Consider the following 19603-nt stretch of genomic DNA (forward strand, 5'->3'; position numbering starts at 1 on the left):
GCACGGCAGATGCGAATCGTGGTGTGGACCATGTAACAACCATCAGCCGGATTTATCGCTTCGTCCGGTTAGCTGTGCATGGAAACATTGCCTTAGCATTGGCTGGGGGTCAGTCCCGAACCGCGGGAAATTTCAACCGCATAATTGTTCCCCCGCTGGACGCCGTTGCTATGGTGACGCTGCCGCGGTGATGGATTACGACCTGCTTCACCAGATCGAGACCCAGGCCAGTGCCGGATGAGCGCGGTCGAAGCCGATGAAATGGCTCGAATACACGCTCATGTTCCTCCCCCGGAATGCCAGGACCATTATCCTCGACCTCCAACACGGGTCCGCCGATCCGCACAACGACCTTGTCGCCGCCGTGCTCGACCGCGTTTTGTATGAGATTGGTGAGCACACGTTCGATCGATCCGGCGTTGCCCATGATAGAACCGGGTTGCACGACAACAACTTCGATTGTTTTCCCCGACGCGATCAGCATCGGCGCCATGTCTCCAGCGACGCTGCGCGCGAGGACGACGAGGTCGGTCCGGTCGCTCGGCGTGCCATTGTCCAATCTATGAAGATCGAGCAGTTGCTCCGAGAGGTTCGCAAGTCGAGATACATCCGGCAAAAGCGAACGCATGCCTTTGTCTTTCGCTGCGTCGATCTTCATCCGCAATATTGCGATCGGCGTCCTCAACTCATGGGCTGCCGATGCGATGAAGCGGTGCTGACGATCATAGCCTTCATCAAGGCGACCTAGAGCTTCATTGAAGGCGCGAACCAACGGGCCGACTTCACGCGGCACCTTGTCTTCGGAAAGGCGAAGACCGCGACGTTCGGCATCGATCCCCTGCGCTTCCTCCGCGGTCTTGATGACGCCGGCCAGGGCGCACTTGACGATCATTGGCGTCGCGACGATGGAGACGAGCGCCAGGGTCAGGAAAATGGTGATGGCGACGATATTCGACGCCAACGTGATCAGCGCTGTGAAAGGTTTGACCCGACCGTGCGCGATGATCTTCATGTCACCTATGGGACCGGATGCCTGTCGCACGATGGCGGAAAGGGTGAATGGTGCGAACTGCCCGCGCATGTCCGCGGAAGCCAGTTTGTCGAGGTGGTCAACAAGGGAGGCGAACTCCGCTGGCACCCGGCCAAAGGTAACCGTATTGCCGTCGCCAAGCCGGGCCGCGAACCAGATGGCCGGCGTTTCGTTTCGAAGTTTAGCCAGCTCCGGCGTCACTTCCACAACCGCGGTTCCGGTCGCATCACGAACGATCGAATCTGCGGCCACTTTTACGATGATCTCCTCGACATACATCCCGTCGAGCGAGGAATTGACGAAAAAGACGATGAAACCGACGGCGGTAGCGGCGATCGCCAGAAATTGAAGGACGAGGTATCCGGTAACAAGGCGTGTCTTCAATGATGACTGTCGGCGCCTCAATCCTTTTCCCTGAGCAGATAGCCCACTCCTCTGACCGTATGGATTTCGACACCGGCGCCCGCACCGCTGAGTTTCCGACGCAGCCGTGAGATATGGGAATCGAGTGTATTCGACTGGATCATGTCGTCGAAGCCGTAGACCGCTTCCTCAAGGGACTCGCGCACGACGATGCGCCCACGCCGGCGCAACAGTGTGGTGAGCACCCTTACTTCCCGTCGCTGCAAATCTAGGCGCGCGCCGCGCACCCTGGCCTCGCCATAAGCCATGTCGAACGCGAGGTCGCCGATGACGATCTCGTCTGGCGCAAGATCGTTCGGACGGCGCTGAACCGCGCGAATACGGGCAAGCATTTCCTCCAGATCGAAAGGCTTGACCAGATAGTCGTCGGCGCCGTCATCGAGCCCGGCCACCCGGTCGGTCAGTTCGCCGCGGGCGCTTAACACGATGATCGGGACGCCCGGAGTGTTGACCCGCAGTTGCGGAATGAGGCTCAGGCCGTCGCCATCGGGCAGCGTGCGATCGAGCAGAACGAGTTCGTGCACTCGCGACCGTGATGCTTCACTGGCGAGCGACAGGCTCGTTACCCAATCAACCACGAAACGGTCGCGTTCGAGCGCGCTACGTAAGGCTTTGGCGAACTCGACCTCGTCTTCAATGAGAAGTATCCTCATGATGGCGCTCCCGCAACGCGGGAAGGCGCGCCTGAATCAGTGACGTGAAACCTCTTGCCGGCGAGCTGTAATGCCCCAATACCGGTACGCCTCATTTTCCCTGGCGGGTTCATGTCTGAAATCTCACAGGAGCATTCGCAGAAATCCGGATCATCAGAGCGGCTTTTGCACGGGTTGAAGGAGCAGCCGGTTGCTGCCCGACATGATGTCCCCATGAACCTGCTCAGACAGGCGCTCGGCATCGCGCCGACGAATGTCGATTGTGGCATCTTCAATATCGGCTTCCCCGTAGCCCAATGCCCGCAAACCTTCGGCTCCCAATAGGTAAGCGGATTCGACCGTTTCGCGAATCTGGTAATCGACACCGGCGCGGATCAGATCTATCGCGTGGTCACGATCGTAGCTGCGGACAAGAAGCTTTGCTTGGGTGAACTCGTGTTGCGCCAGTTCCACGATCTTCAGCGCGGCCTTCGGATCGTCTACGCAGATCATGATTGCGTCGGCTTCCCCCGCACCGGAGTGTCGCAGTGTGTCGAGCCGGGTTCCGTCGCCGAAGAAGACTTTGAACCCATACCGTCCGGCATCGCGGATGCGGTCAGGGTCCCTGTCGATGACAGAAAGCTCGACGCCCTGCGATAGAGGTATTTGTGACGCGATCTGACCGAAGCGTCCGAACCCGATGACAAGGACCCGCCCCTTGAGATCACGGGCGTGATCGACGCCATCCATCGACTCTTCCGTACGAAGCAGAAGGTCGGTCGCTATTGTGAGCAGCGGGGTCAGCACCATGGACAGGATCACGACAGTGGCAAACAACGCGTTTTCCCGAGTGTCGATCACACCGCCTGAGCTTGCTGCCGCATAAAGGACGAAGGCAAATTCGCCACCCTGAAGGAACATGGATGTGCGATGCAGGGCCTGGTGGTTTGAGCCACCGAACAGACGCGCGACCGCATAGACCACGGCGCCCTTCGCGACCGTGAACGTGCCCAGAAGGGCCAGCAGCAGCGGCCATTCGTCCGCGACGATCGAAAGGTTCAGCGACATACCGACCGCAAGAAAGAAAAGTCCCATCAGCAAGCCGCGAAACGGCTCGATATCGCTTTCGATCTGGTGCCGGTAGCTCGAACTCGAGAGCATCACTCCGGCAATGAACGCACCCATCGCCATCGACAATCCGGCCGCATCCATCAGCAATGCTGCACCGAGTACGACGAGCAGCGCGCCTGCCGTCAGTACTTCGCGGGTGTGTGTGCGGGCCAGCAATGCGAAGAACGGATTAAGACCCCAGCGGGATACGCCGAGAAGCGCGAGCAGCGCCGCAACGGCCACGAAGGCATCAGTCCATTCTGCCTCTCCATGTGAGAGTGGTGAGAGAAACGCGACCACCGCCAGCAGCGGTACGATCATCAGATCCTCAAATAACAGGATAGCGACTGACTTCTGTCCTTCAGCGGTCGAAATCTCCCCGCGATCCTGCAGTACTGACATGATGACGGCAGTTGAGGACAAGACAAAGCCCGCTCCTGCGATGAAAGCGACGGTCGCGGAAAGGCCAAGGAGCAACGCACCTGTCAGCGTAAGGACGGCTGTGGCTGCGAAAACCTGAGCGAGGCCCAGCCCGAAAATCTGGGTCCGCATCGCCCATAACTTCTTCGGGCGCAGTTCCAGTCCTATCACGAACAGGAACATGACCACTCCAAGCTCTGAAAAGTGGAGGATGGACTGGGCGTCTGTGAAGAGGCCCAAAACCGATGGCCCGACAAGAACGCCAGCGGCGAAGTAGCCGAGTACCGATCCCAGCCCCAGCCGGCGGAACAACGGCACAGCGATGACAGCTGCTCCCATCAGGACAACTGCCGGTCCAATCGTTTGCCCCAGGCTTACCTCAGCCATCTATGTGCCTTTCCTGCTTTGCGTTGTTCATGATCGAAGGGCGACGGGGCGGCCGACGATAAGCCGTCGCCCGTGATTTATATTGGGAAGCGGCACCCGGCAGGGTGCCTGCCCCCCATTGCTCATGCCTTTTCACGGCCTTCGATAAACGCCAGCAGATCGGCATTGATCAGCTCGGGATGCGTGGCGAACAGCCCGTGGGACAGGCCGGGATAGGTCTTCAGCGTACCGTTCGGCAGCAGGTCGATCGCCTTGCGAGCCGAAGCGTCGATCGGGACCACCTGATCGTCTTCGCCGTGCATCAGCAAAACCGGCTGCGAAACGGCCTTCAGGTCTTCGGTGAAGTCCGTCTCCGAGAAGGCGGCGATGCAGTCGTAGTGGGCCTTTGCGCCGCCCATCATGCCCTGCCGCCACCAGTTGCGGATCAGTCCTTCGCTAACTTCGGCGCCTTCGCGGTTGAAGCCGTAAAAGGGGCCGGTTGGGACATCGAGGAAGAACTGCGCGCGATTGCGCAGTAGCGCTTCGCGAAATCCATCGAACACCTGCATCGGCAGGCCACCGGGATAACGCGGCGTCGCCAGCATGATCGGCGGCACCGCGCCGATCAGAACGGCCTTCGACACACGACCCGGCTCGCTGCGAGCGACATAACGGATCACCTCGCCGCCGCCGGTCGAGTGGCCGACGTGAACCGCTTCTTTCAGATCGAGCTCCCGGACGAGCTCCGCGACGTCGGACGCGTATGTGGCCATCTCGTTTCCTGTATCGGTCTGGTCGGAGCGACCATGGCCGCGCCGGTCATGCGCGATGACGCGGTAGCCCTTGCCGAGGAAGAACAGCATCTGGTTGTCCCAGTCGTCCGCGCTGAGCGGCCAGCCATGATGGAACATGATGGGCTGCGCGTCTTTCGAACCCCAGTCCTTGTAGAAGATCCGGGTGCCGTCCTGCATTGTAATCGTCGTCATGGTTTCTTTGCTTTCCTTAGGTTTTCGGATGGGAAGACCGGGTTGTCACATCCCGATGGTGAGTAATCGTCGTTGAAGCCTTCTCTGGTTGATCATCGGCACGCGGATGTTCTTGTCGCTTCATTGGATCAACCCAGGCCGACGAGCTGCAGGCGCAGCGTCCGGACCGGTAGAGCATCTCCTCGGTGTCGTGGCATAAGCCCGTCGTTCAGTTGCAGGCTGTAAGCCGTCGTTTGTCGCGACAGGCCAATTCGAAACATGAGCAGCGTGCGAGTGAAGGCCGTCATGTCCCTGCACTCCAAACAGGCGCATTTCGCTCGAAGGCTTCGATCAGCAACTCTGAAAGGACGCGCACCTTTTGTACCGGATGCGGACTGGGCGGGCGCACGACGTGGACATTGCCGACGGGCAGTGGATATGCGGTCATGACCGGTACGAGCGCGCCGGAAGCAAGATAATGTCGCGTGACACAGTCTGGGAGCCATGCGAGGCCAAGCCCGGCCGCGGCTGCATTGGCAAGTGCCATTCCGTTTTCGGTTTTGAACCGTCCCTGTGGCTGCACGGTGACGATTTTGTCTCCATCCATGAACCGCCACGCTTCAGCTCCCACCAAAGCCTGATGAGAGCTGATCTCATCCGGTTTTTCCGGTGAGCCGTGCATCTTGATATAGTCAGGGCTTGCGACCAACTGCCCATAGATCTGACCAACTCGCCTCGCGATCAGGTTTGAATCACGCAGTGCGCCGACCCGGATCGCACAGTCAAATCCCTCTGCGATCAAATCCACGAAGCGATCACTGTAGTCGGCCTGTATTTGCAGCTTTGGATAAAGCCATGCCATCCGGGAAAGCACGGGCGCAAAATGCACCGGCCCCGATGTCAGTGGCACGGCGACCCGCAAGCGCCCGCGAAGATCACCGACTGGCAATATCTCGTCTTTCGCCGCATCGATTTCGGCGCAAACCTTCGCCGCATGTTCCCGAAATACAACCCCGGCCTCCGTCAGTGCGGCACCGCGGGTCGTTCGCGCAAGAAGCTGGATACCCAGGGCGTCCTCAAGCCGGAAAAGGCGGCGACTGACCATTGATTTCGATATCCCGAGCCGCCGGGCCGCGGGAGAAACGCCGCAGGCATCGGCGACTTCGACGAATGTCCGCAGATCCTCGATATCCATATGGCCACCCCGCTTCGATTCCGTTTCCCGATCAGATCTTTCCCGCAGCCCTTACAATTGGCGCGACCTCGGTGCCGAGAAGCTCGATCGAGCGTTTCATTGCCGCCGTTTCCAGAGAGGCGGTGCTCATCTGAAAGGTGATGCGCGATAGACCGCCCAGCGCCTTGCTGGCCTTGATCATCTTCTCGGCAACCGTCGCCGGGGCGCCGATCAGGAAGGCGCCTTGGGGGGCCGCCATGTCTTCGAACTGCTGACGCGTCGGGGGCGACCAGCCGCGTTCGCGTCCGACCTTGGTCGTCAGATGCGCCCAGCCCGGGAAGAAGGCGTCCCTTGCCGCCGCGTCGGTATCGCCGACGAAGCCCATGACATGAACACCCACCTTGAGCTTCTCGGGATCGTGTCCCGCGCGTATGCCGGCCTCGCGATAGAGATCGACGAGCGGGCGAAACCGTTCAAACGTTCCTCCAATGATCGCCACCATCAGCGGGAGGCCGAGCGCACCGGCGCGCGCGAAGGACTGCGGTGTGCCGCCAACGCCGACCCATAATGGCAGTCGCGGCTGGTGTGGTCTCGGAAAGACCCCATGGCCGTTCAACGCCGGGCGGAATTGGCCTTCCCAGACGGGATTGCTTGTCTCGCCAAGCTTCAGGAACAGGTCGAGCTTCTCGGCGAAGAGTTCGTCATATGCCCGTGTGTCCAGGCCGAAGAGCGGAAAGGCCTCGCCGAACGAACCACGACCGACGACAAGCTCGGTGCGCCCTCTGGAAATCAGGTCGAGGGTCGCGAACTCCTGGAAGAGTCTTACAGGATCGGCGGCGCTCAATACCGTTACCGCGCTCGTCAATCGAATCTGGCTGGTGCGCGCCGCTGCTGCCGCAAGTATGATTGCCGGTGCGGAATCGAGAAATTCGGCGCGATGATGTTCGCCGATGCCGAATACGTCGAGCCCGACCCTGTCGGCGACCTCTACTTCCTCAAGAAGATCGGCCATGCGGTCGGTCGCCGAAGGGAGCTTTCCCGTCGTCGGATCAGGAAGGATCGCGGCAAAACTGTCGATACCAATTTCCATGAAGGCTCCTTCGAAACTCTTTGGTTGATGGGGTGGCCGCGAGGGAAGGGCGCTGCTCAACCGCTCCGGCACCCAATATCTCTCACCGGAATAGCCGTCGCCTTTGCGACCGTCAGTGCCGTTTCACAATGGCCTGCGGCATCGATGTAAACTCCGCCTCGCTGTCAACCGGCGTTGATGAATGCAACGGGGAGGGCGCTTGCGGTTACGCGCCCTTCCCCTTCCCGATAGCCGGTTCGGATCAGGCGGTTTTGCCCGGCACAGGCGTATTGAGAAGCTGCTGCTCCCAGAGGTAGGCGATGCCGCTGCCGGCGAAGTGCTGGATGAGTATCTCGGTCAGCTGCTCGACATGCCCGGTGCGCGCCCAATCGCGTTGCCATTCGCCAGCGAGCGCCATCACGGTCATCGGGTTCGCGCCGGCGGCGATCATGCGCTGGATGGCAACTTCGTGAGACTCCTTCGAAATCCCACCCGATGCATCGGTGATCACGGTCACGTCCCAGCCTTCGCCGGCTGCCTGGATGACGGGCATCGCCACGCAGACCTCGGTCCACAAGCCGGCGATGATCAGCTGCTTGCGGCCGGTCGCCTTGACGAGGTTCACCACATTCTCGTCCTGCCAGGTGTTCACCCAGGTGCGATCGATGACTTCCTGGCCGGGAAACACGTCGGTGATCTGCTTGAAGAGAAGTCCGCCGCGCCCCGCGATCACGCTGGTCAGAATGGTTGGAACATCGAAGGCTTTTGCCAGCTTCGCCAGCGCGGTCGTGCTGTTGACCACAGCTTGCGGGTCGTGGCTGTTGAGATTTGCGAGCTGATAGGGCTGGTGATCGATCAGAACGAGAACGGAATCTTCGGGTCGTAGAAGCGAATCAAGGCCGTTACGAAAGGTCATGGAAGCATCCTTTGCTGATGTTGAGGCGTGGGGAAGTCGGCAGGCGCGCACTGCCTCTGAGGGCGCCTTGATGGACAGTGTCATTTTCATTTATGATGCGGTAGCGCCCGATCCCGTGAAGCTGTGTCGCGAAACGAGGAACGCTAGGGCCGGCCCCGTTCCTTCTATTTGTGATACGGTCGGAGCGATTCGAGCACTCGTCTTTCGTGAATACAGGAACGTTGATTTGGACATCGAAGACCTGCGGACCTTCGTGGAAGTTGCCGATACTGGCGGGGTTTCTCCAGCCGCGCGGCGGCTCGGCATTTCCAAGTCGATGGTCAGCCGGCGACTTATTCGGCTTGAAAAGGATTTGGGTGTGCAGTTGCTCGCCCGCACGACGCGCGGCGCCGCCCTTACGGAGGCTGGGATCACCTTCCGGGAACACGCTGCAAAAGCCTGCGCCGAGATCGACATTGCCAAGGAGACGATATTGCCCGCCGGCGACCTTCGCGGTCGACTAAGAATAGCAGCTCCGCTCACATTCGGTCCAACGCACTTCGCCCCTGTGCTCGCATCTCTGGCGCAGCGCCATCCGGAGTTACAGGTTCACGCCAGCTATACCGATCGGTTCGTTGACCTGATTGCAGAAGGGTTCGACTGCGCGATAAGAGTTGGCCATCTTGCCGACTCGAATATGCTTGCAAGACGCGTCGGCTGGACGACGGCCAAATATGTTGCAACACCGGACTACATCAAAAAGCACGGTTCACCCGAAACGCCAGAGGAATTCCTCACGCATGAGGTTGTCATGCAGGGAACTGAAACCTGGCTGGCGATGGATGGGGATAAGATCATTACGCTGAAGCCCCAGGGCCGATTCAAAGCCGACAATGCCGTGGCTCTTGTGGCTGCAGCACTTGCGGGAATTGGCCTTGCCGGTGTCCCTGACGAATTAATTAAGGAGCATCTGGCTTCCGGCGCGTTGGTCCCGGTCATGACGCACTATCCGCCGCCCAAATTGGGCATCTATGTGATCCGGCCGCCGGGGCAGCACCCCGCACGCAAGATACGGGTGCTCACCGAGATGCTGGTCGAGTGTTTTGAAGACTTTTCGACACACCTTGAAAACTAAGGCCCGAATGACGCGGAGCCGCGTGCGGATTCATGACAATCGTGGAGCGCGTGTTGGAAACGTCTCATAATTGAACGGCTGAATGTCGTCCACCACGTTCAATCTCTATGTCCCGGGCCTGACGTGAGCCGACGTCTACACACGATTTCTCACCGGTCCGCCAATTATGTCAATTAGCGTCAAGAGGGACAATGCTGCCGCCTTCCGCGTGCAACCGGGAGAGATAGGTGGCGTGATCGAGAACCTGAAAAGGAAAATACAGCCCTGCCGGGGTCGGCCTATTACCGTCCAGCCCGATCAGTCGTTCAAGGATCATGCTGACGCCTAGTGCAGTCAAGGGCGCAGCGCCGCCCGGGTGAAACACTGCATAACGGTTGTAAAGCGGCTGTCCGTCGTGACCCTCACCAGCCAGTTCGATGATGATCTCCGTCGACTTGGGTTCGCCGCGGCGACGGGACGTACTCACGCCGGTCGCGATGTTGAACTGTACATTCGGCGCCCCGGTTGCTGCCGCCAGGCCGGCAACATCGATAGACGAAAAGCCTGTCGCAGTTGTTCTGGTACCATCGATTGCATGGAACTCGGCCTTGGCGTCTTCTTCACTACGCCAGATATAGCTGCCGTCACGACGGGTGAGGGCGGCGGGCATCATCCGGTTCAGCCGCTCAAAATCCTCGGCGACGGCTGGACCGCCACCATCCTGCTCATCGACAAGGGCACCGATCCTGATTTCGTGAAGTCGGGCAAATGGTTTGGCGCATGTGAGGGTAGCAACGGTTGTGGCGCCGACCAGCCATTCATAGCCAAGGACGACTGCCGCGGCGTCTGGCGCGTGCATATAGGTCGCAACTTCGGGAGCAATTTCATAGACGCCTGAAGAAATCCCCAGATGTGGTACCCTGCGGCTTTGAGCGAAGCGCAGGCTAGCCAATCGTTCGTCAGTGTAAAAAATCGCAACGGCACTTATCTGGCGATCACCGAGACCGAGATCGTCAGCATGCGTGTCGATCAAGACGCCCTCTGCTCGCCCGATCTCACCAGCGGCGCTGCGGCTTTTGAGCAGATCGCGCCCACCGATCAATAAAGGAACATCCGGGTAAACGGAGCGAAGCGCGCGGGCAGTCAGACGCCCGATCGCGCCCGTGCCACCCATCAGGAGAATAGGATGGGAAATCATTGTCGTATGTCCTCACCTGGGATAACCTACAAATGGTAGGCTGTTGTACCTACTAAAAGTAGGTTACGCAAGGACCCCACAGTGACAGGCACTTCCAATCATGTCGGCATACGGACCTCATCACGTAGGCTTTCGAAAGGAGAAAGACGACGGCAACTGCTCGATACTGCATTGTTGATCGTCCGCGATGAAGGTGCAGACCGTCTGACGCTGGGTAATCTCGCCTCCCGTGCCGGAATTTCGAAACCAGTGGCATACGAACATTTCGGTACCCGTTCAGGTCTGCTCATCGAGCTTTACCGGTGGATTGATGAGGAGCGGGTGAAGGCCTTTCGAACCGCGATGGCAGCCGGTGCGCGGAGTCTGGAGGAAACCATTCGTCTACTGGCGGAAGCCTATATCGGTTGCGCAGCTGACGTAACGGATGAATTCCATACCGTCGGCGCAGCTTTAACCGGGAGCGAGGAAAAAGCCGTCGTATTTAAGGAATTGCTCGACAACTCGGTCCAGATGTTCACTGCAGTCCTTATGCCCTTCGACACTCTCCCGGCAGAAGAATTAGAGAAGCGTTGCATCGGCTTCGTCGGCGCGGGAGAAGCGCTTTCGTCGGCAGTAGTGCGTCAGACTTTGCATCAGAGGGAAGCCGTCGAGGTCTTTGCATCGCTGATTGGTGGTGGAATGGTTGCACCATAAATTATCAGGCTCGGGGAGATATGGACGGAAGTCCCATCCGAGGCAACGGCTGGGAGAAATCGGCGCTTCTGTCCTTCCTTCAACGTGGATCGTCCGTATGTTGTCAAAATGACGAATAACCGCGCTCGAGACCAGGTGACCTTCCTGTTCGCACCGCCCACCGTTCAGACCGCAGGCTGATCTTGGCGTGCGTCAAAACTACGCTGACAGTCCTGTATCACATCGATGTTCTCAATGGTCCATTCGAACAGGATTGAGAACGGCTCTTGCAGCGACCTGCCAAGCGGCGTCAGCGCATATTCGACGCCGAGCACGCGTCCATCCAGAACCCTGCGCGTCACCATGCCGTTGCGTTCCAGTTTGCGCAGCGTCTGGGTCAGCACACGCTGGGTGACGCCATCGAGACGGCGTTTGATCGCATTGAAGCGACGCGGCTCGCTGAGCACCGCCAGCACCATCATCGACCACTTGTCGGCCATCTGGTCGAGGATCACCCGGCTCGGGCAGTCGGCACGGTAAACCGGGTCATTTTCACTTCTTGGTTCATCCATCGGTATCCTCCGGCATCCCTGGGATGCTTCAGGTGCGTAATTGACGCTAGGTATCTGATGAATACTTTAGGATCAATGGCGCGAAACACCAGCACCAGAATTTCCCGAAGAACAGAGACCTTACATATGACAGACACAGATTTCCGCCGCCTCCGGATTTCCCGGGCAGACGGTGTTGCGACGATCACCATCGACAATCCGCCGGTAAACGTTCTCGATGTCTCCTTGATGAGCGAGATGCGGTGCTTTCTTCTCGCCATTCGCGATGACCCTGACACGCGCGTGCTGGTTTTCCAGAGCGCAGACCCGGATTTTTTCATCGCCCATGTCGACATGACATTGATCGATGAACCGCACGCCTTCGACGATTTGGTTCGCGAGGCTCCTGAAGGCCTTAACCCGTTCCAGGCGTTCGGCGAACTTCTGCGCGAACAGCCGCAGGTAACGATCGTAAAACTCGCCGGACTGGCACGTGGGGGCGGTGCCGAGTTTGTCGCTGCGGCAGACATGACATTTGCCGCCGAGGGTCGAGCCGGGCTTGGCCAATGCGAAGCGTTGATGGGCATCACACCGGGCGGCGGGGCCACGCAATATCTGTCCAGCCGGATGACGCGCGGCCGTGCACTAGAAGTGATCCTTGGCGCCGATCTCATCGACGCGGCGACGGCGGAACGCTATGGCTGGATCAACCGGGCACTGCCTGCCTCGGAGCTTGATGGCTTCGTCGACCGGTTGGCGCGCAATATCGCCGCTTTACCCGAAGGCGTCATCGCCGCCGCAAAAAAAGCGGTGCCGCCCGTAAACCTGCGGGAAGGCTTCAGTCGCGAGCACGACGCCTGGGCGGGGCTGTTCGCACGTCCTGCGGCCGAGAAGCTCATCCGGGGCGGGCTTAAGGCAGGGGCACAGACCAAGGACGGCGAGCGAAACCTGGAAGGTCTGCTCCGTGAGCTGCGGGCTTGACGCCTCGGCTTCGCCCGACGTTCCGCACTTATACGATGTCCGAGGCGGCACTCACCTCTTTCACCCGCGGGCTGTCGCGCTAACTTGGTCCGAACGGCATTACCGTAAACCTAGTGCAACCCGGGTCGGTGAATACCGACGTAAATCCGTCAGACGGTGCGGCCGCCAACTTCCAGCACAACCTTACGTCGCTGGGATGTTTCGGCGAGCCACGCGAAATCGCGAACCTTGTGGTCTTTCTTGCAAGTCCTGCCGCGAGCCTGATTACGGGCGCCATCCTGACCGCCGATCGGGGTGCGGTAGCCTGACTGTGCTCGATCTTCCGTATGCCGGGGGCGAACCGTGGCTCCACCCGCGGATGATCAGTGTGTGGATAGCCATCCGTAACAGCAGATCGGGACAGTGCACACTCCCGCACCAGATGATCCCGTATCTCCCGGCCCTGCACTGCCGCGCTGACAGTGAAGGGATGTTCCGCCAAGTGGTCAATCCATCTTCGTAGCGTCGAGGCCGGTCCAATGCGCGGCGAATGCCCAGAGGTCGGTGATTTCGTCGATTGCCTTACCGGTGGGTTTCCCGGCACCGTGGCCGGCCCGCCTGTCGACCCGCAGGATCCGCGGTTTGTCGCCGAGGTTCGCTGCCTGAAGCGCCGCGACATATTTGAAGCTGTGGGCCGGCACGACGCGGTCGTCGGTATCCGCCGTCGTGACCAGGATCGCCGGATAGGGCATCTCCGAGCGGATCGTGTGATAGGGCGAATAGGACAGGAGGTTGCGAAAGTCGGCTTCCTTCCCTGGATCGCCGTAGTCCCCGATCCAGAACTGTCCGCCCGTGAAACGGGCGAAGCGCAGCATGTCCATCACGCCGACGCCTGGAAGGGCCGCGGCGAAAAGGTCTGGGCGCTGGTTGGTCACGGCCGCGACCAATAGCCCGCCATTGGATTCCCCCTGGATTGCGATGCCGTGGGCAGCGGCGATGCCTTCGCGCTTCAGATATTCGGCGGCGGCGACGAAGTCGTCGAAGACGTTCTGCTTGTTCGCGAGCCGCCCGGCATCGTGCCACGCTTTGCCATATTCCCCGCCGCCGCGCAAATTGGCGACGGCGTAGGCCCCGCCTGCTTCCACCCATGCGAGGACGGGAGGCGAATAATAAGGGACCATGCTGATGCCGTAGCCGCCATAGCCGTAAAGGATCGTCGGTACCGACGCCTGAACATCTGCGCGGCGCACGACGAACATCGGAATGCGCGTGCCGTCTTTCGATTGGTAGAAGTGCTGTTCGATGGCGATGCGGCCGAGATCAATCGCGACCTCGGGTTGGGCCCAGACTTCGAGCTGTCGGCTGGCAACATCGTAGCGGTAGATCGTCATTGGCGCGTCGTAACCGGTGAAGACGAAGAAGGCCTCGTCGTCGTCTGGACGTCCGTGAAAACCGCCCGCGCTGCCAATGCCCGGAAGTTCGACTGTTCCATCAGGTTTGCCGTCGGGCATGTATTGGTGGATCTCGGTCTTGGCATGGACGAGATAGGTGATGACAAGCCGTCCACCGAGGAGGGCGGCATCGTTCAGCGTAGCGTCGTCTCGCTCCTCGACGAGATCGACGATGCGCAGCTCGGTCGCGGCGAGGTCGAAAGTGACGATCTTGCCACGCTCGGCCCCATGGTCCGTCATCAGGAAGAACCGGGTCTCCTGATTGCCGGCCACGAACCAGTTATGCCCTTGAGTCTCGATGACAGGGCGCGGCGTCCACGTCGGGTCGCGTAGGTCGATGATTGACAGTGTGTTGCTGCCCGCGCCGGGAGTAGAATAGATCACGCCATAACGCCCGTCCGCTGTCACGCCGACGGTCTGTATGAGGAGCTGACCTTCCGCTGTCGCGTGAACGAGCCGGTCGTCAGCCTGCGCTGTGCCGAGCACGTGGAAATAGATGGCGTGCCCGGTGACTGGCGCTTCGAATCCGTTCGCCGCGGGCGGCTCCGGAAAACGGGAGTAGAAGAACCCGGATCCGTCATGTGCCCAAGCGATGGCGGTGAAGCGCGCCCATGCGATTTCGTCGGCAAGGGTGTTTCCACTCTCGACATCGAGAACCCGGATGGTACGCCAGTCAGTTCCACCTTCCTGGCGGGCAAAGGCAACATGCCGCCCGTCTTCGCTGGGGGCCCATTCTGCCAGGGCCGCCGCGCCATCCTCGGCCCATGCGTTCGGATCTATGAGGATATGCTCCGGGCCGTACGCCCCTTCGCGCATGACGAGAACCGCCTGGTCGTCAAGCCCGGGATTGCGGGTAAAGAAATAACGGTCTCCGCGCTTTATCGGGGCGGTCAGGCGGGCATGATCAAAGAGCGCCGCCAGCCGCTGCCGGAAGGTTTCCCGGCCCGGCAGCCCGGCCAGATGTGTTCGCGCCAGTTCGTCTTGCGCCTGCACCCACTCCGCGACCTCGGGGTGACTGCGTGCATCGCCTTCCAGCCACCGGTATGGATCGGCAATCGTGGTGCCAAAATGCTCTTCCATCGTGTCGGTGCGTCGGGTTTCGGGATAGATCATTTTCGGTTCCTTATGCAGCGAAGGGACTGGCCGACCAGTTAGCGAGCGACCGGATCGCAGATCGGCAGGGTGCTTGCTGCGCGAATGGCAGCGGCCAACCGGTCGCAGACTTCATGGTGTTCGAAGTGACGGCCATGGATGAATGTGGCGGTGCATATGTCTTCATCGACAACGCGCACGGCGGCCATTGCAGCTGCAGCGCAGAGCTTGACGTCGAAGTCTTCGGGCGAGCGCCCGGCGCGCTCGGCAACGATCGCAACGAGTTCGTCTTCTGCTTGCGCGCTAGCCATCAGATAGGCGGTGCGGATCGCCGGTTCGGTTTTCAGGCGGGAGATCAGGCGCGCCACGGCTACGCCGTCGCTGATTTCCTGCTCTGTCTTCAGCATCGAGCCAAGTGTATCGTGCAAATAGGCCTCTATCGAGACGTCACGCGGCCAGGCGCGCAACAGCTCAACGAAGCGCAGACCCGTAGCCATGAAAAGCGGCTCGATGCAGGCTTCCTTCGAGCGGAAATAGCGCCAGACCGTTCGCTTGGAGAGCCCTGATGCGGCAGCAATCGCATCGCCGCTCGTTTTCTCGACGCCGTATTTCCAGAACAGATCGGCCGCGTGGCGCGCGACTTCAATTCGCCCCTTCTCAATCTTCGCCAAATTCCGATATCCTCCTGTCACTTAGTGACAGCTGAATATTTGGCACTAAGTGACATTTTGGTCAAGGGGTCGACGGAAGCCGCTTCGCCCGGCGCATAAGCAAGCGGCTGACCGAGGCTGCGCCTAACATTCCTTTTTTGAAAATTCGATCCGATGGCAAGACGCCGGACTCGTTGGCGTTCAAAGCCCCTCAGATAAAGGGAATCGCAGAGTCGCCATGCATAGTCGTCTGCAGGGCAACGCTTGATTGGGAGTGCTTCCCAGAATGGAGCATGACATCCTTGATGGGCCTGCCGTTCGACGTTTTGCAACAACGTTTCACATTTGGGGAGACTATGCTGCTCGCCGATGCAGGACTAACCTCCACGCCACGAAATTCTGATGAAGGCGGCCATTTTTTGGCGGGGCACTTACTGCCGCATCCATAATAACGGTGGTTCGAACCGGATCTGGAACGAGAAAAATAAAACCCGGGAAATCACATGGAAGATTTCGTCCATCGCCTTCATCATGTCGGTGTCGTCGTCAACGACCTGCAGACTAGCCTTGACTGGTATCGGGATAAGCTTGGGTTCGAGCACCAGTACAGTTTCACCTTGCCTGGCGCGCAGGTGGCCATGCTCGTTCGCGATGAGGCTCGGCTCGAAATCTTTCAAGTCGAAGGTGCTGCCCCGGCAGCAAGCGAGCGAGAAGACATCGAAACACTCCTGAAACGCGGTGGCATCAACCATTTCGCGCTCAATGTCGATGAGCTGGAAGAGACCATAGCCGCGCTGGCGGCTAAGGGTGTCGAAATCGTCATGCCGCCGTCCTCCGTCCCCAACCATTCCGGCGATCGTTTCGCTTACATCCGAGACAATGACAGGATGCTGATCGAGTTGTTTCAACCGGCGTCCTGAGAATGGGTGCTGCGATATCGGCACCAGAATGCATGCGCGGCTTTCCTCATCGTACAGCACCGCGTTTTGCATATCTGACGAGCGATCCGTCGTCCCTAAATGTTCGGCACGGCTGTGCATTCGCTACCATGAGTATTTCAATTCCGCTCGAACATAGTTGCTGTCGCTGCCTCCGGCGTCGCGAAGTGCCGACCCGACCTGATAATGGACGGCCTCCAGCGACCCCGTGAGAGCGGGAGTAAAGCGGTAGTCCGCCCTGACCTGCAAATAGGCTCCGGTCCACGCCGGCCCCTGACCCGCCGTGCCAGCCACGGGGACGCTTGGCAGGGTATAGACGGCGTCCTGTGTCGTCTGTCGCCAGAGCAGTCCGGCCCCAGCCATTACGGTCAGATCCTCCAGGGGCTGGACGGTGAGTGAGGGCTTCAAGTGGATGAGGTTGGCGTATCCGGTATGACCGCCGAGCGAGAAATAAAAGCCGTTCGGAAACAGCGGATTGAAAGTGCCGAGCGTGCCGTCGCCCGCATCACCGTCACCCGACGCCACGTCGAACTGCAGACCGATCCGCGGCGACCAGGTGATATCCTCGAACGTGTATCCGGTCCTCGCCCCCACGGCCCAGGCGAGAATGTCGGCCGAGCCGACCTTGCCGACCTGGCCCATAGCTTCCGCGTCCCAGTCGAAACCGGCATATTTGCCGGCCGTCCGGATATTGAGGATATGCCTGTCCTCCTCACCTGATGCGCTAAGAAAGGTGGCGTCCTTGCGCTGATAAAGCGCATAATATGCGGAGGCCTCGATATCCGGCGACAGCTGCCATTCCACACGAGCTCCGCTAAACATCGCATCGCCACTCGATCGATCATCGAAAGGGCGGTCATCGCGATACTGGACAGGTCGGCTGACAAGACCATAGAAGCGCCACGCATCCGTCTCCCACCCGGCCCAGACAGCATCGAACGACTGACGGACATTCGGCCCATCGCGCGTCGAAACGAACCGCTCCAGGTCGAACGCAAAGTCTTGACGGCCAACCGTTGCCCTGAACGTTCCGCTGTCGGTCTCTTGCGTATAGCCGATGAATGCTTGCCGAAGGTCAAATCGGTTTGCGTCGTTGGGACCGACTACCGTTTTGTTGAACGCACGTACATCCTCGAACTGTGTGAACAATTGCCAGTTGTCATTCAGGTGAACATCAATATGGAACTGCGCGCGCTGCAGCCAATAGGAGTCTCCGGGATTCGCACGCACGGTTCCCAAAGCCGGCGCATCACTGACTTCGAAGATTTCGCGCAGATTGAGCCCGAGCGAGATGTAGCTGTCAGGATTGGAAGGAAACAACGGAATGTATTTGAGACTGTCGAGCGGTTCAGTCCGCAGTTTCGGATCTACGAGAAGCGACCAGTCCTCCCGCGACCTGTCGGCTTTTATCGAGGGCCTCTCCTGCTTCAGGTCAGAATCATCTGCCAAGGCGGAGCGGTAGTCCCATTGAGCAAAGGCGAGGGCAGCAAGAGAGAGAAACGGTAATCGCGCCCTGGATACGGACCGAAGCATGGACACATCCTGTATTATTTTTCATGAGTGGTCGCCGCCCTCCGTCGCTGGCACGGCGTGCGATGGACGGAGAAATGAGTTGAAGCGGCTACGAAAGAATATGGAATAAATCCTATATTCGCGGTTGGTGCGGTACGTTGCGAAGATGCCCTCCCGGGAAAGACACCGTCGCCGACGTTGTCATTTGCTTCTTCGCCTTGGTAGCCCCCGGTCGTGTGAAGCCGTGTCGCAAAATAAGGAACGCTTTGTGGAAATTGAGGATCTGAGAATATTCGTCGAAGTTGCTGATGCAGGCGGAATATCATCTGCAGCGCTGCGACTGGGCATCTCCAAGTCGATGGTCAGCCGGCGGATCACCAGGCTAGAAGAGCAACTCGGCGCACAGCTATTTGCAAGGACGACCCGTGGCATAGCGCTCACGGAAGCAGGGGCCACATTCCGCGATTACGCCGCCAGAACCTCAGCTGAATTGGATCTGGTACGGGAAACGATCCTGCCCGCCGGCAAGCTTCGAGGCCGAATGCGCGTAGCCGCCCCATTGTCATTTGGTCCGACCTGTTTTGCTCCCGTCCTCTCCCGGATGGCCAGCCAACACCCACAGCTACAAATCCTTTCTTCCTATACTGATCGCTTCGTGGATCTTGTGGGGGAGGGTTTTGATTGCGCAATCCGGCTAGGGCATCTGTCGGACTCGAACCTCGTCGCAAGACGTATCGGACCGATCTTTGGCAAGCTGGTTGCAAGTCCTGCCTATATCGAGGCTCACGGTGCCCCCGAGACACCGGATGAGATTGTGAAGCATCAGGTCGTAATGCGGGACGCGGAGAAGTGGCAATTCATGGATGGCGACGAAATCGTCACGGTGCGGCCCCAGGGACGCTTCATAGCTGATAACGCAATGTCTCTCGTAGCGGCCGCTCTGGACGGAGTCGGGGTCGCGTACTTGCCAGAGCCGTTGGTCGCGGATCATATTCGCTCGTGTGCGCTGGTGCCGATCATGACGCGTCATCCGATTCCGCCGGCCGGCATCTTCGTGGTGAGGCCGCCTGGGCAGTACCCTTCTCGAAAAGTGCGAACCCTCACCGAGATGCTTATCGAACGATTTGGAACGCCCTCTGTTAGTGAGGGGAATTCGGCTGCCGACAAGGTATTTTAACGATCGGCGCAGGGTAGTGACATTCCCTGTACTGAAGCCGTCAGAGCCGACTGAAGCGAAGACGACAAAACCGCTGCAGCAAAGATATTGCATAGTGGTCCCGTTTGGTGTGGAGACGTGCCGGAAACACCAGCGCGGAATCATGACTACCGTCTGCCGCGGCAAGAGAATCCCTCCAGAGGAGGTCTTCACTCCGCTGACAAC

17 protein-coding genes and 1 pseudogene are annotated in these 19603 nt (G+C 59.5%); 5 read left to right on the forward strand and 13 right to left on the reverse strand.

Annotated elements, in window-relative coordinates:
• Positions 1-109: 109 nt before the first annotated feature.
• From CFBP6623_RS21430 to CFBP6623_RS21460, 7 genes are all read right to left on the reverse strand, one after another.
• Entirely contained in the window at positions 110-1414 is a 1305-nt protein-coding gene (locus CFBP6623_RS21430; RefSeq protein ID WP_137002568.1) for a sensor histidine kinase, read from the reverse strand.
• Positions 1415-1431: 17 nt separating this feature from the next.
• Positions 1432-2106 carry a response regulator gene (locus CFBP6623_RS21435; RefSeq protein ID WP_046802172.1) on the reverse strand — a complete coding sequence of 225 codons (675 nt, stop codon included), beginning with the start codon at positions 2104-2106 and terminating at the stop codon, positions 1432-1434.
• Positions 2107-2259: 153 nt separating this feature from the next.
• Positions 2260-4002: a monovalent cation:proton antiporter-2 (CPA2) family protein gene (locus CFBP6623_RS21440; protein WP_046802171.1), complete on the reverse strand. Its 1743-nt coding sequence runs from the start codon at positions 4000-4002 to the stop codon at positions 2260-2262.
• 122 nt (positions 4003-4124) lie between these two features.
• Complete coding sequence (locus CFBP6623_RS21445; RefSeq protein WP_046802170.1) at positions 4125-4967, reverse strand: alpha/beta fold hydrolase; 843 nt, start codon at positions 4965-4967, stop codon at positions 4125-4127.
• A 283-nt stretch (positions 4968-5250) separates the two neighbouring features.
• Complete coding sequence (locus CFBP6623_RS21450) at positions 5251-6141, reverse strand: LysR family transcriptional regulator (protein WP_046802169.1); 891 nt, start codon at positions 6139-6141, stop codon at positions 5251-5253.
• A gap of 31 nt (positions 6142-6172) precedes the next feature.
• On the reverse strand, positions 6173-7210 hold the full coding sequence (locus CFBP6623_RS21455) for an Atu2307/SP_0267 family LLM class monooxygenase (RefSeq protein WP_046802168.1): 1038 nt from the start codon (positions 7208-7210) through the stop codon (positions 6173-6175).
• Positions 7211-7451: 241 nt separating this feature from the next.
• Positions 7452-8105, reverse strand: a complete 654-nt coding sequence (locus CFBP6623_RS21460; RefSeq protein WP_046802167.1) for a hydrolase — start codon at positions 8103-8105, stop codon at positions 7452-7454.
• A 226-nt stretch (positions 8106-8331) separates the two neighbouring features.
• Between CFBP6623_RS21460 and CFBP6623_RS21465 the strand changes: the two genes are divergently transcribed.
• Positions 8332-9219, forward strand: a complete 888-nt coding sequence (locus tag CFBP6623_RS21465; protein ID WP_046802188.1) for a LysR family transcriptional regulator — start codon at positions 8332-8334, stop codon at positions 9217-9219.
• Between the two features lie 169 nt (positions 9220-9388).
• On the opposite strand, the gene CFBP6623_RS21470 is transcribed toward CFBP6623_RS21465, so the two are convergent.
• Positions 9389-10396, reverse strand: a complete 1008-nt coding sequence (locus tag CFBP6623_RS21470) for a hypothetical protein (RefSeq protein ID WP_046802166.1) — start codon at positions 10394-10396, stop codon at positions 9389-9391.
• An 81-nt stretch (positions 10397-10477) separates the two neighbouring features.
• On the opposite strand from CFBP6623_RS21470, the gene CFBP6623_RS21475 reads away from it, so the two are divergent.
• Entirely contained in the window at positions 10478-11089 is a 612-nt protein-coding gene (locus tag CFBP6623_RS21475; RefSeq protein ID WP_200960466.1) for a TetR/AcrR family transcriptional regulator, read from the forward strand.
• A 164-nt stretch (positions 11090-11253) separates the two neighbouring features.
• On the opposite strand, the gene CFBP6623_RS21480 is transcribed toward CFBP6623_RS21475, so the two are convergent.
• On the reverse strand, positions 11254-11640 hold the full coding sequence (locus tag CFBP6623_RS21480; RefSeq protein ID WP_046802165.1) for a winged helix-turn-helix transcriptional regulator: 387 nt from the start codon (positions 11638-11640) through the stop codon (positions 11254-11256).
• Between the two features lie 75 nt (positions 11641-11715).
• Here CFBP6623_RS21480 and CFBP6623_RS21485 point away from each other — a divergent pair, with 75 nt between their 5' ends.
• Positions 11716-12600 carry an enoyl-CoA hydratase/isomerase family protein gene (locus CFBP6623_RS21485; RefSeq protein WP_225337937.1) on the forward strand — a complete coding sequence of 295 codons (885 nt, stop codon included), beginning with the start codon at positions 11716-11718 and terminating at the stop codon, positions 12598-12600.
• 29 nt (positions 12601-12629) lie between these two features.
• Positions 12630-12908, forward strand: a pseudogene (locus tag CFBP6623_RS21490) (SDR family oxidoreductase); the annotation flags it as partial.
• Positions 12909-13085: 177 nt separating this feature from the next.
• Here the strand turns inward: CFBP6623_RS21490 and CFBP6623_RS21495 are convergent.
• The 4 genes from CFBP6623_RS21495 to CFBP6623_RS21510 form a co-directional block, all read right to left on the reverse strand.
• A complete protein-coding gene (locus CFBP6623_RS21495) occupies positions 13086-15143 on the reverse strand; it encodes a prolyl oligopeptidase family serine peptidase (protein ID WP_046802163.1) in 2058 nt (685 codons plus the stop codon).
• Positions 15144-15181: 38 nt separating this feature from the next.
• Positions 15182-15793: a TetR/AcrR family transcriptional regulator gene (locus CFBP6623_RS21500; protein ID WP_052760275.1), complete on the reverse strand. Its 612-nt coding sequence runs from the start codon at positions 15791-15793 to the stop codon at positions 15182-15184.
• 410 nt (positions 15794-16203) lie between these two features.
• Positions 16204-16812, reverse strand: a complete 609-nt coding sequence (locus tag CFBP6623_RS27110) for a hypothetical protein (protein ID WP_046802162.1) — start codon at positions 16810-16812, stop codon at positions 16204-16206.
• Between the two features lie 3 nt (positions 16813-16815).
• Positions 16816-18243: an alginate export family protein gene (locus CFBP6623_RS21510; RefSeq protein WP_046802161.1), complete on the reverse strand. Its 1428-nt coding sequence runs from the start codon at positions 18241-18243 to the stop codon at positions 16816-16818.
• A gap of 247 nt (positions 18244-18490) precedes the next feature.
• Between CFBP6623_RS21510 and CFBP6623_RS21515 the strand changes: the two genes are divergently transcribed.
• Positions 18491-19399 carry a LysR family transcriptional regulator gene (locus tag CFBP6623_RS21515; protein ID WP_046802160.1) on the forward strand — a complete coding sequence of 303 codons (909 nt, stop codon included), beginning with the start codon at positions 18491-18493 and terminating at the stop codon, positions 19397-19399.
• The last annotated feature ends 204 nt before the right edge of the window (positions 19400-19603 follow it).

Source organism: Agrobacterium tumefaciens (genome assembly GCF_005221385.1).
GTDB classification, from domain to species: Bacteria; Pseudomonadota; Alphaproteobacteria; order Rhizobiales; family Rhizobiaceae; genus Agrobacterium; species Agrobacterium tomkonis.

Bases quoted from the DNA above. Each gene is read 5' to 3' on its own strand.
- CFBP6623_RS21510 (WP_046802161.1), bottom strand. From the start codon at position 18,243: ATGCTTCGGTCCGTATCCAGGGCGCGATTACCGTTTCTCTCTCTTGCT.
- CFBP6623_RS21450 (WP_046802169.1), bottom strand. From the start codon at position 6,141: ATGGATATCGAGGATCTGCGGACATTCGTCGAAGTCGCCGATGCCTGC.
- CFBP6623_RS21460 (WP_046802167.1), bottom strand. From the start codon at position 8,105: ATGACCTTTCGTAACGGCCTTGATTCGCTTCTACGACCCGAAGATTCC.
- CFBP6623_RS27110 (WP_046802162.1), bottom strand. From the start codon at position 16,812: ATGCACAGCCGTGCCGAACATTTAGGGACGACGGATCGCTCGTCAGAT.
- CFBP6623_RS21435 (WP_046802172.1), bottom strand. From the start codon at position 2,106: ATGAGGATACTTCTCATTGAAGACGAGGTCGAGTTCGCCAAAGCCTTA.
- CFBP6623_RS21485 (WP_225337937.1), top strand. From the start codon at position 11,716: ATGGCGCGAAACACCAGCACCAGAATTTCCCGAAGAACAGAGACCTTA.
- CFBP6623_RS21480 (WP_046802165.1), bottom strand. From the start codon at position 11,640: ATGGATGAACCAAGAAGTGAAAATGACCCGGTTTACCGTGCCGACTGC.
- CFBP6623_RS21440 (WP_046802171.1), bottom strand. From the start codon at position 4,002: ATGGCTGAGGTAAGCCTGGGGCAAACGATTGGACCGGCAGTTGTCCTG.
- CFBP6623_RS21470 (WP_046802166.1), bottom strand. From the start codon at position 10,396: ATGATTTCCCATCCTATTCTCCTGATGGGTGGCACGGGCGCGATCGGG.
- CFBP6623_RS21445 (WP_046802170.1), bottom strand. From the start codon at position 4,967: ATGACGACGATTACAATGCAGGACGGCACCCGGATCTTCTACAAGGAC.
- CFBP6623_RS21495 (WP_046802163.1), bottom strand. From the start codon at position 15,143: ATGATCTATCCCGAAACCCGACGCACCGACACGATGGAAGAGCATTTT.
- CFBP6623_RS21455 (WP_046802168.1), bottom strand. From the start codon at position 7,210: ATGGAAATTGGTATCGACAGTTTTGCCGCGATCCTTCCTGATCCGACG.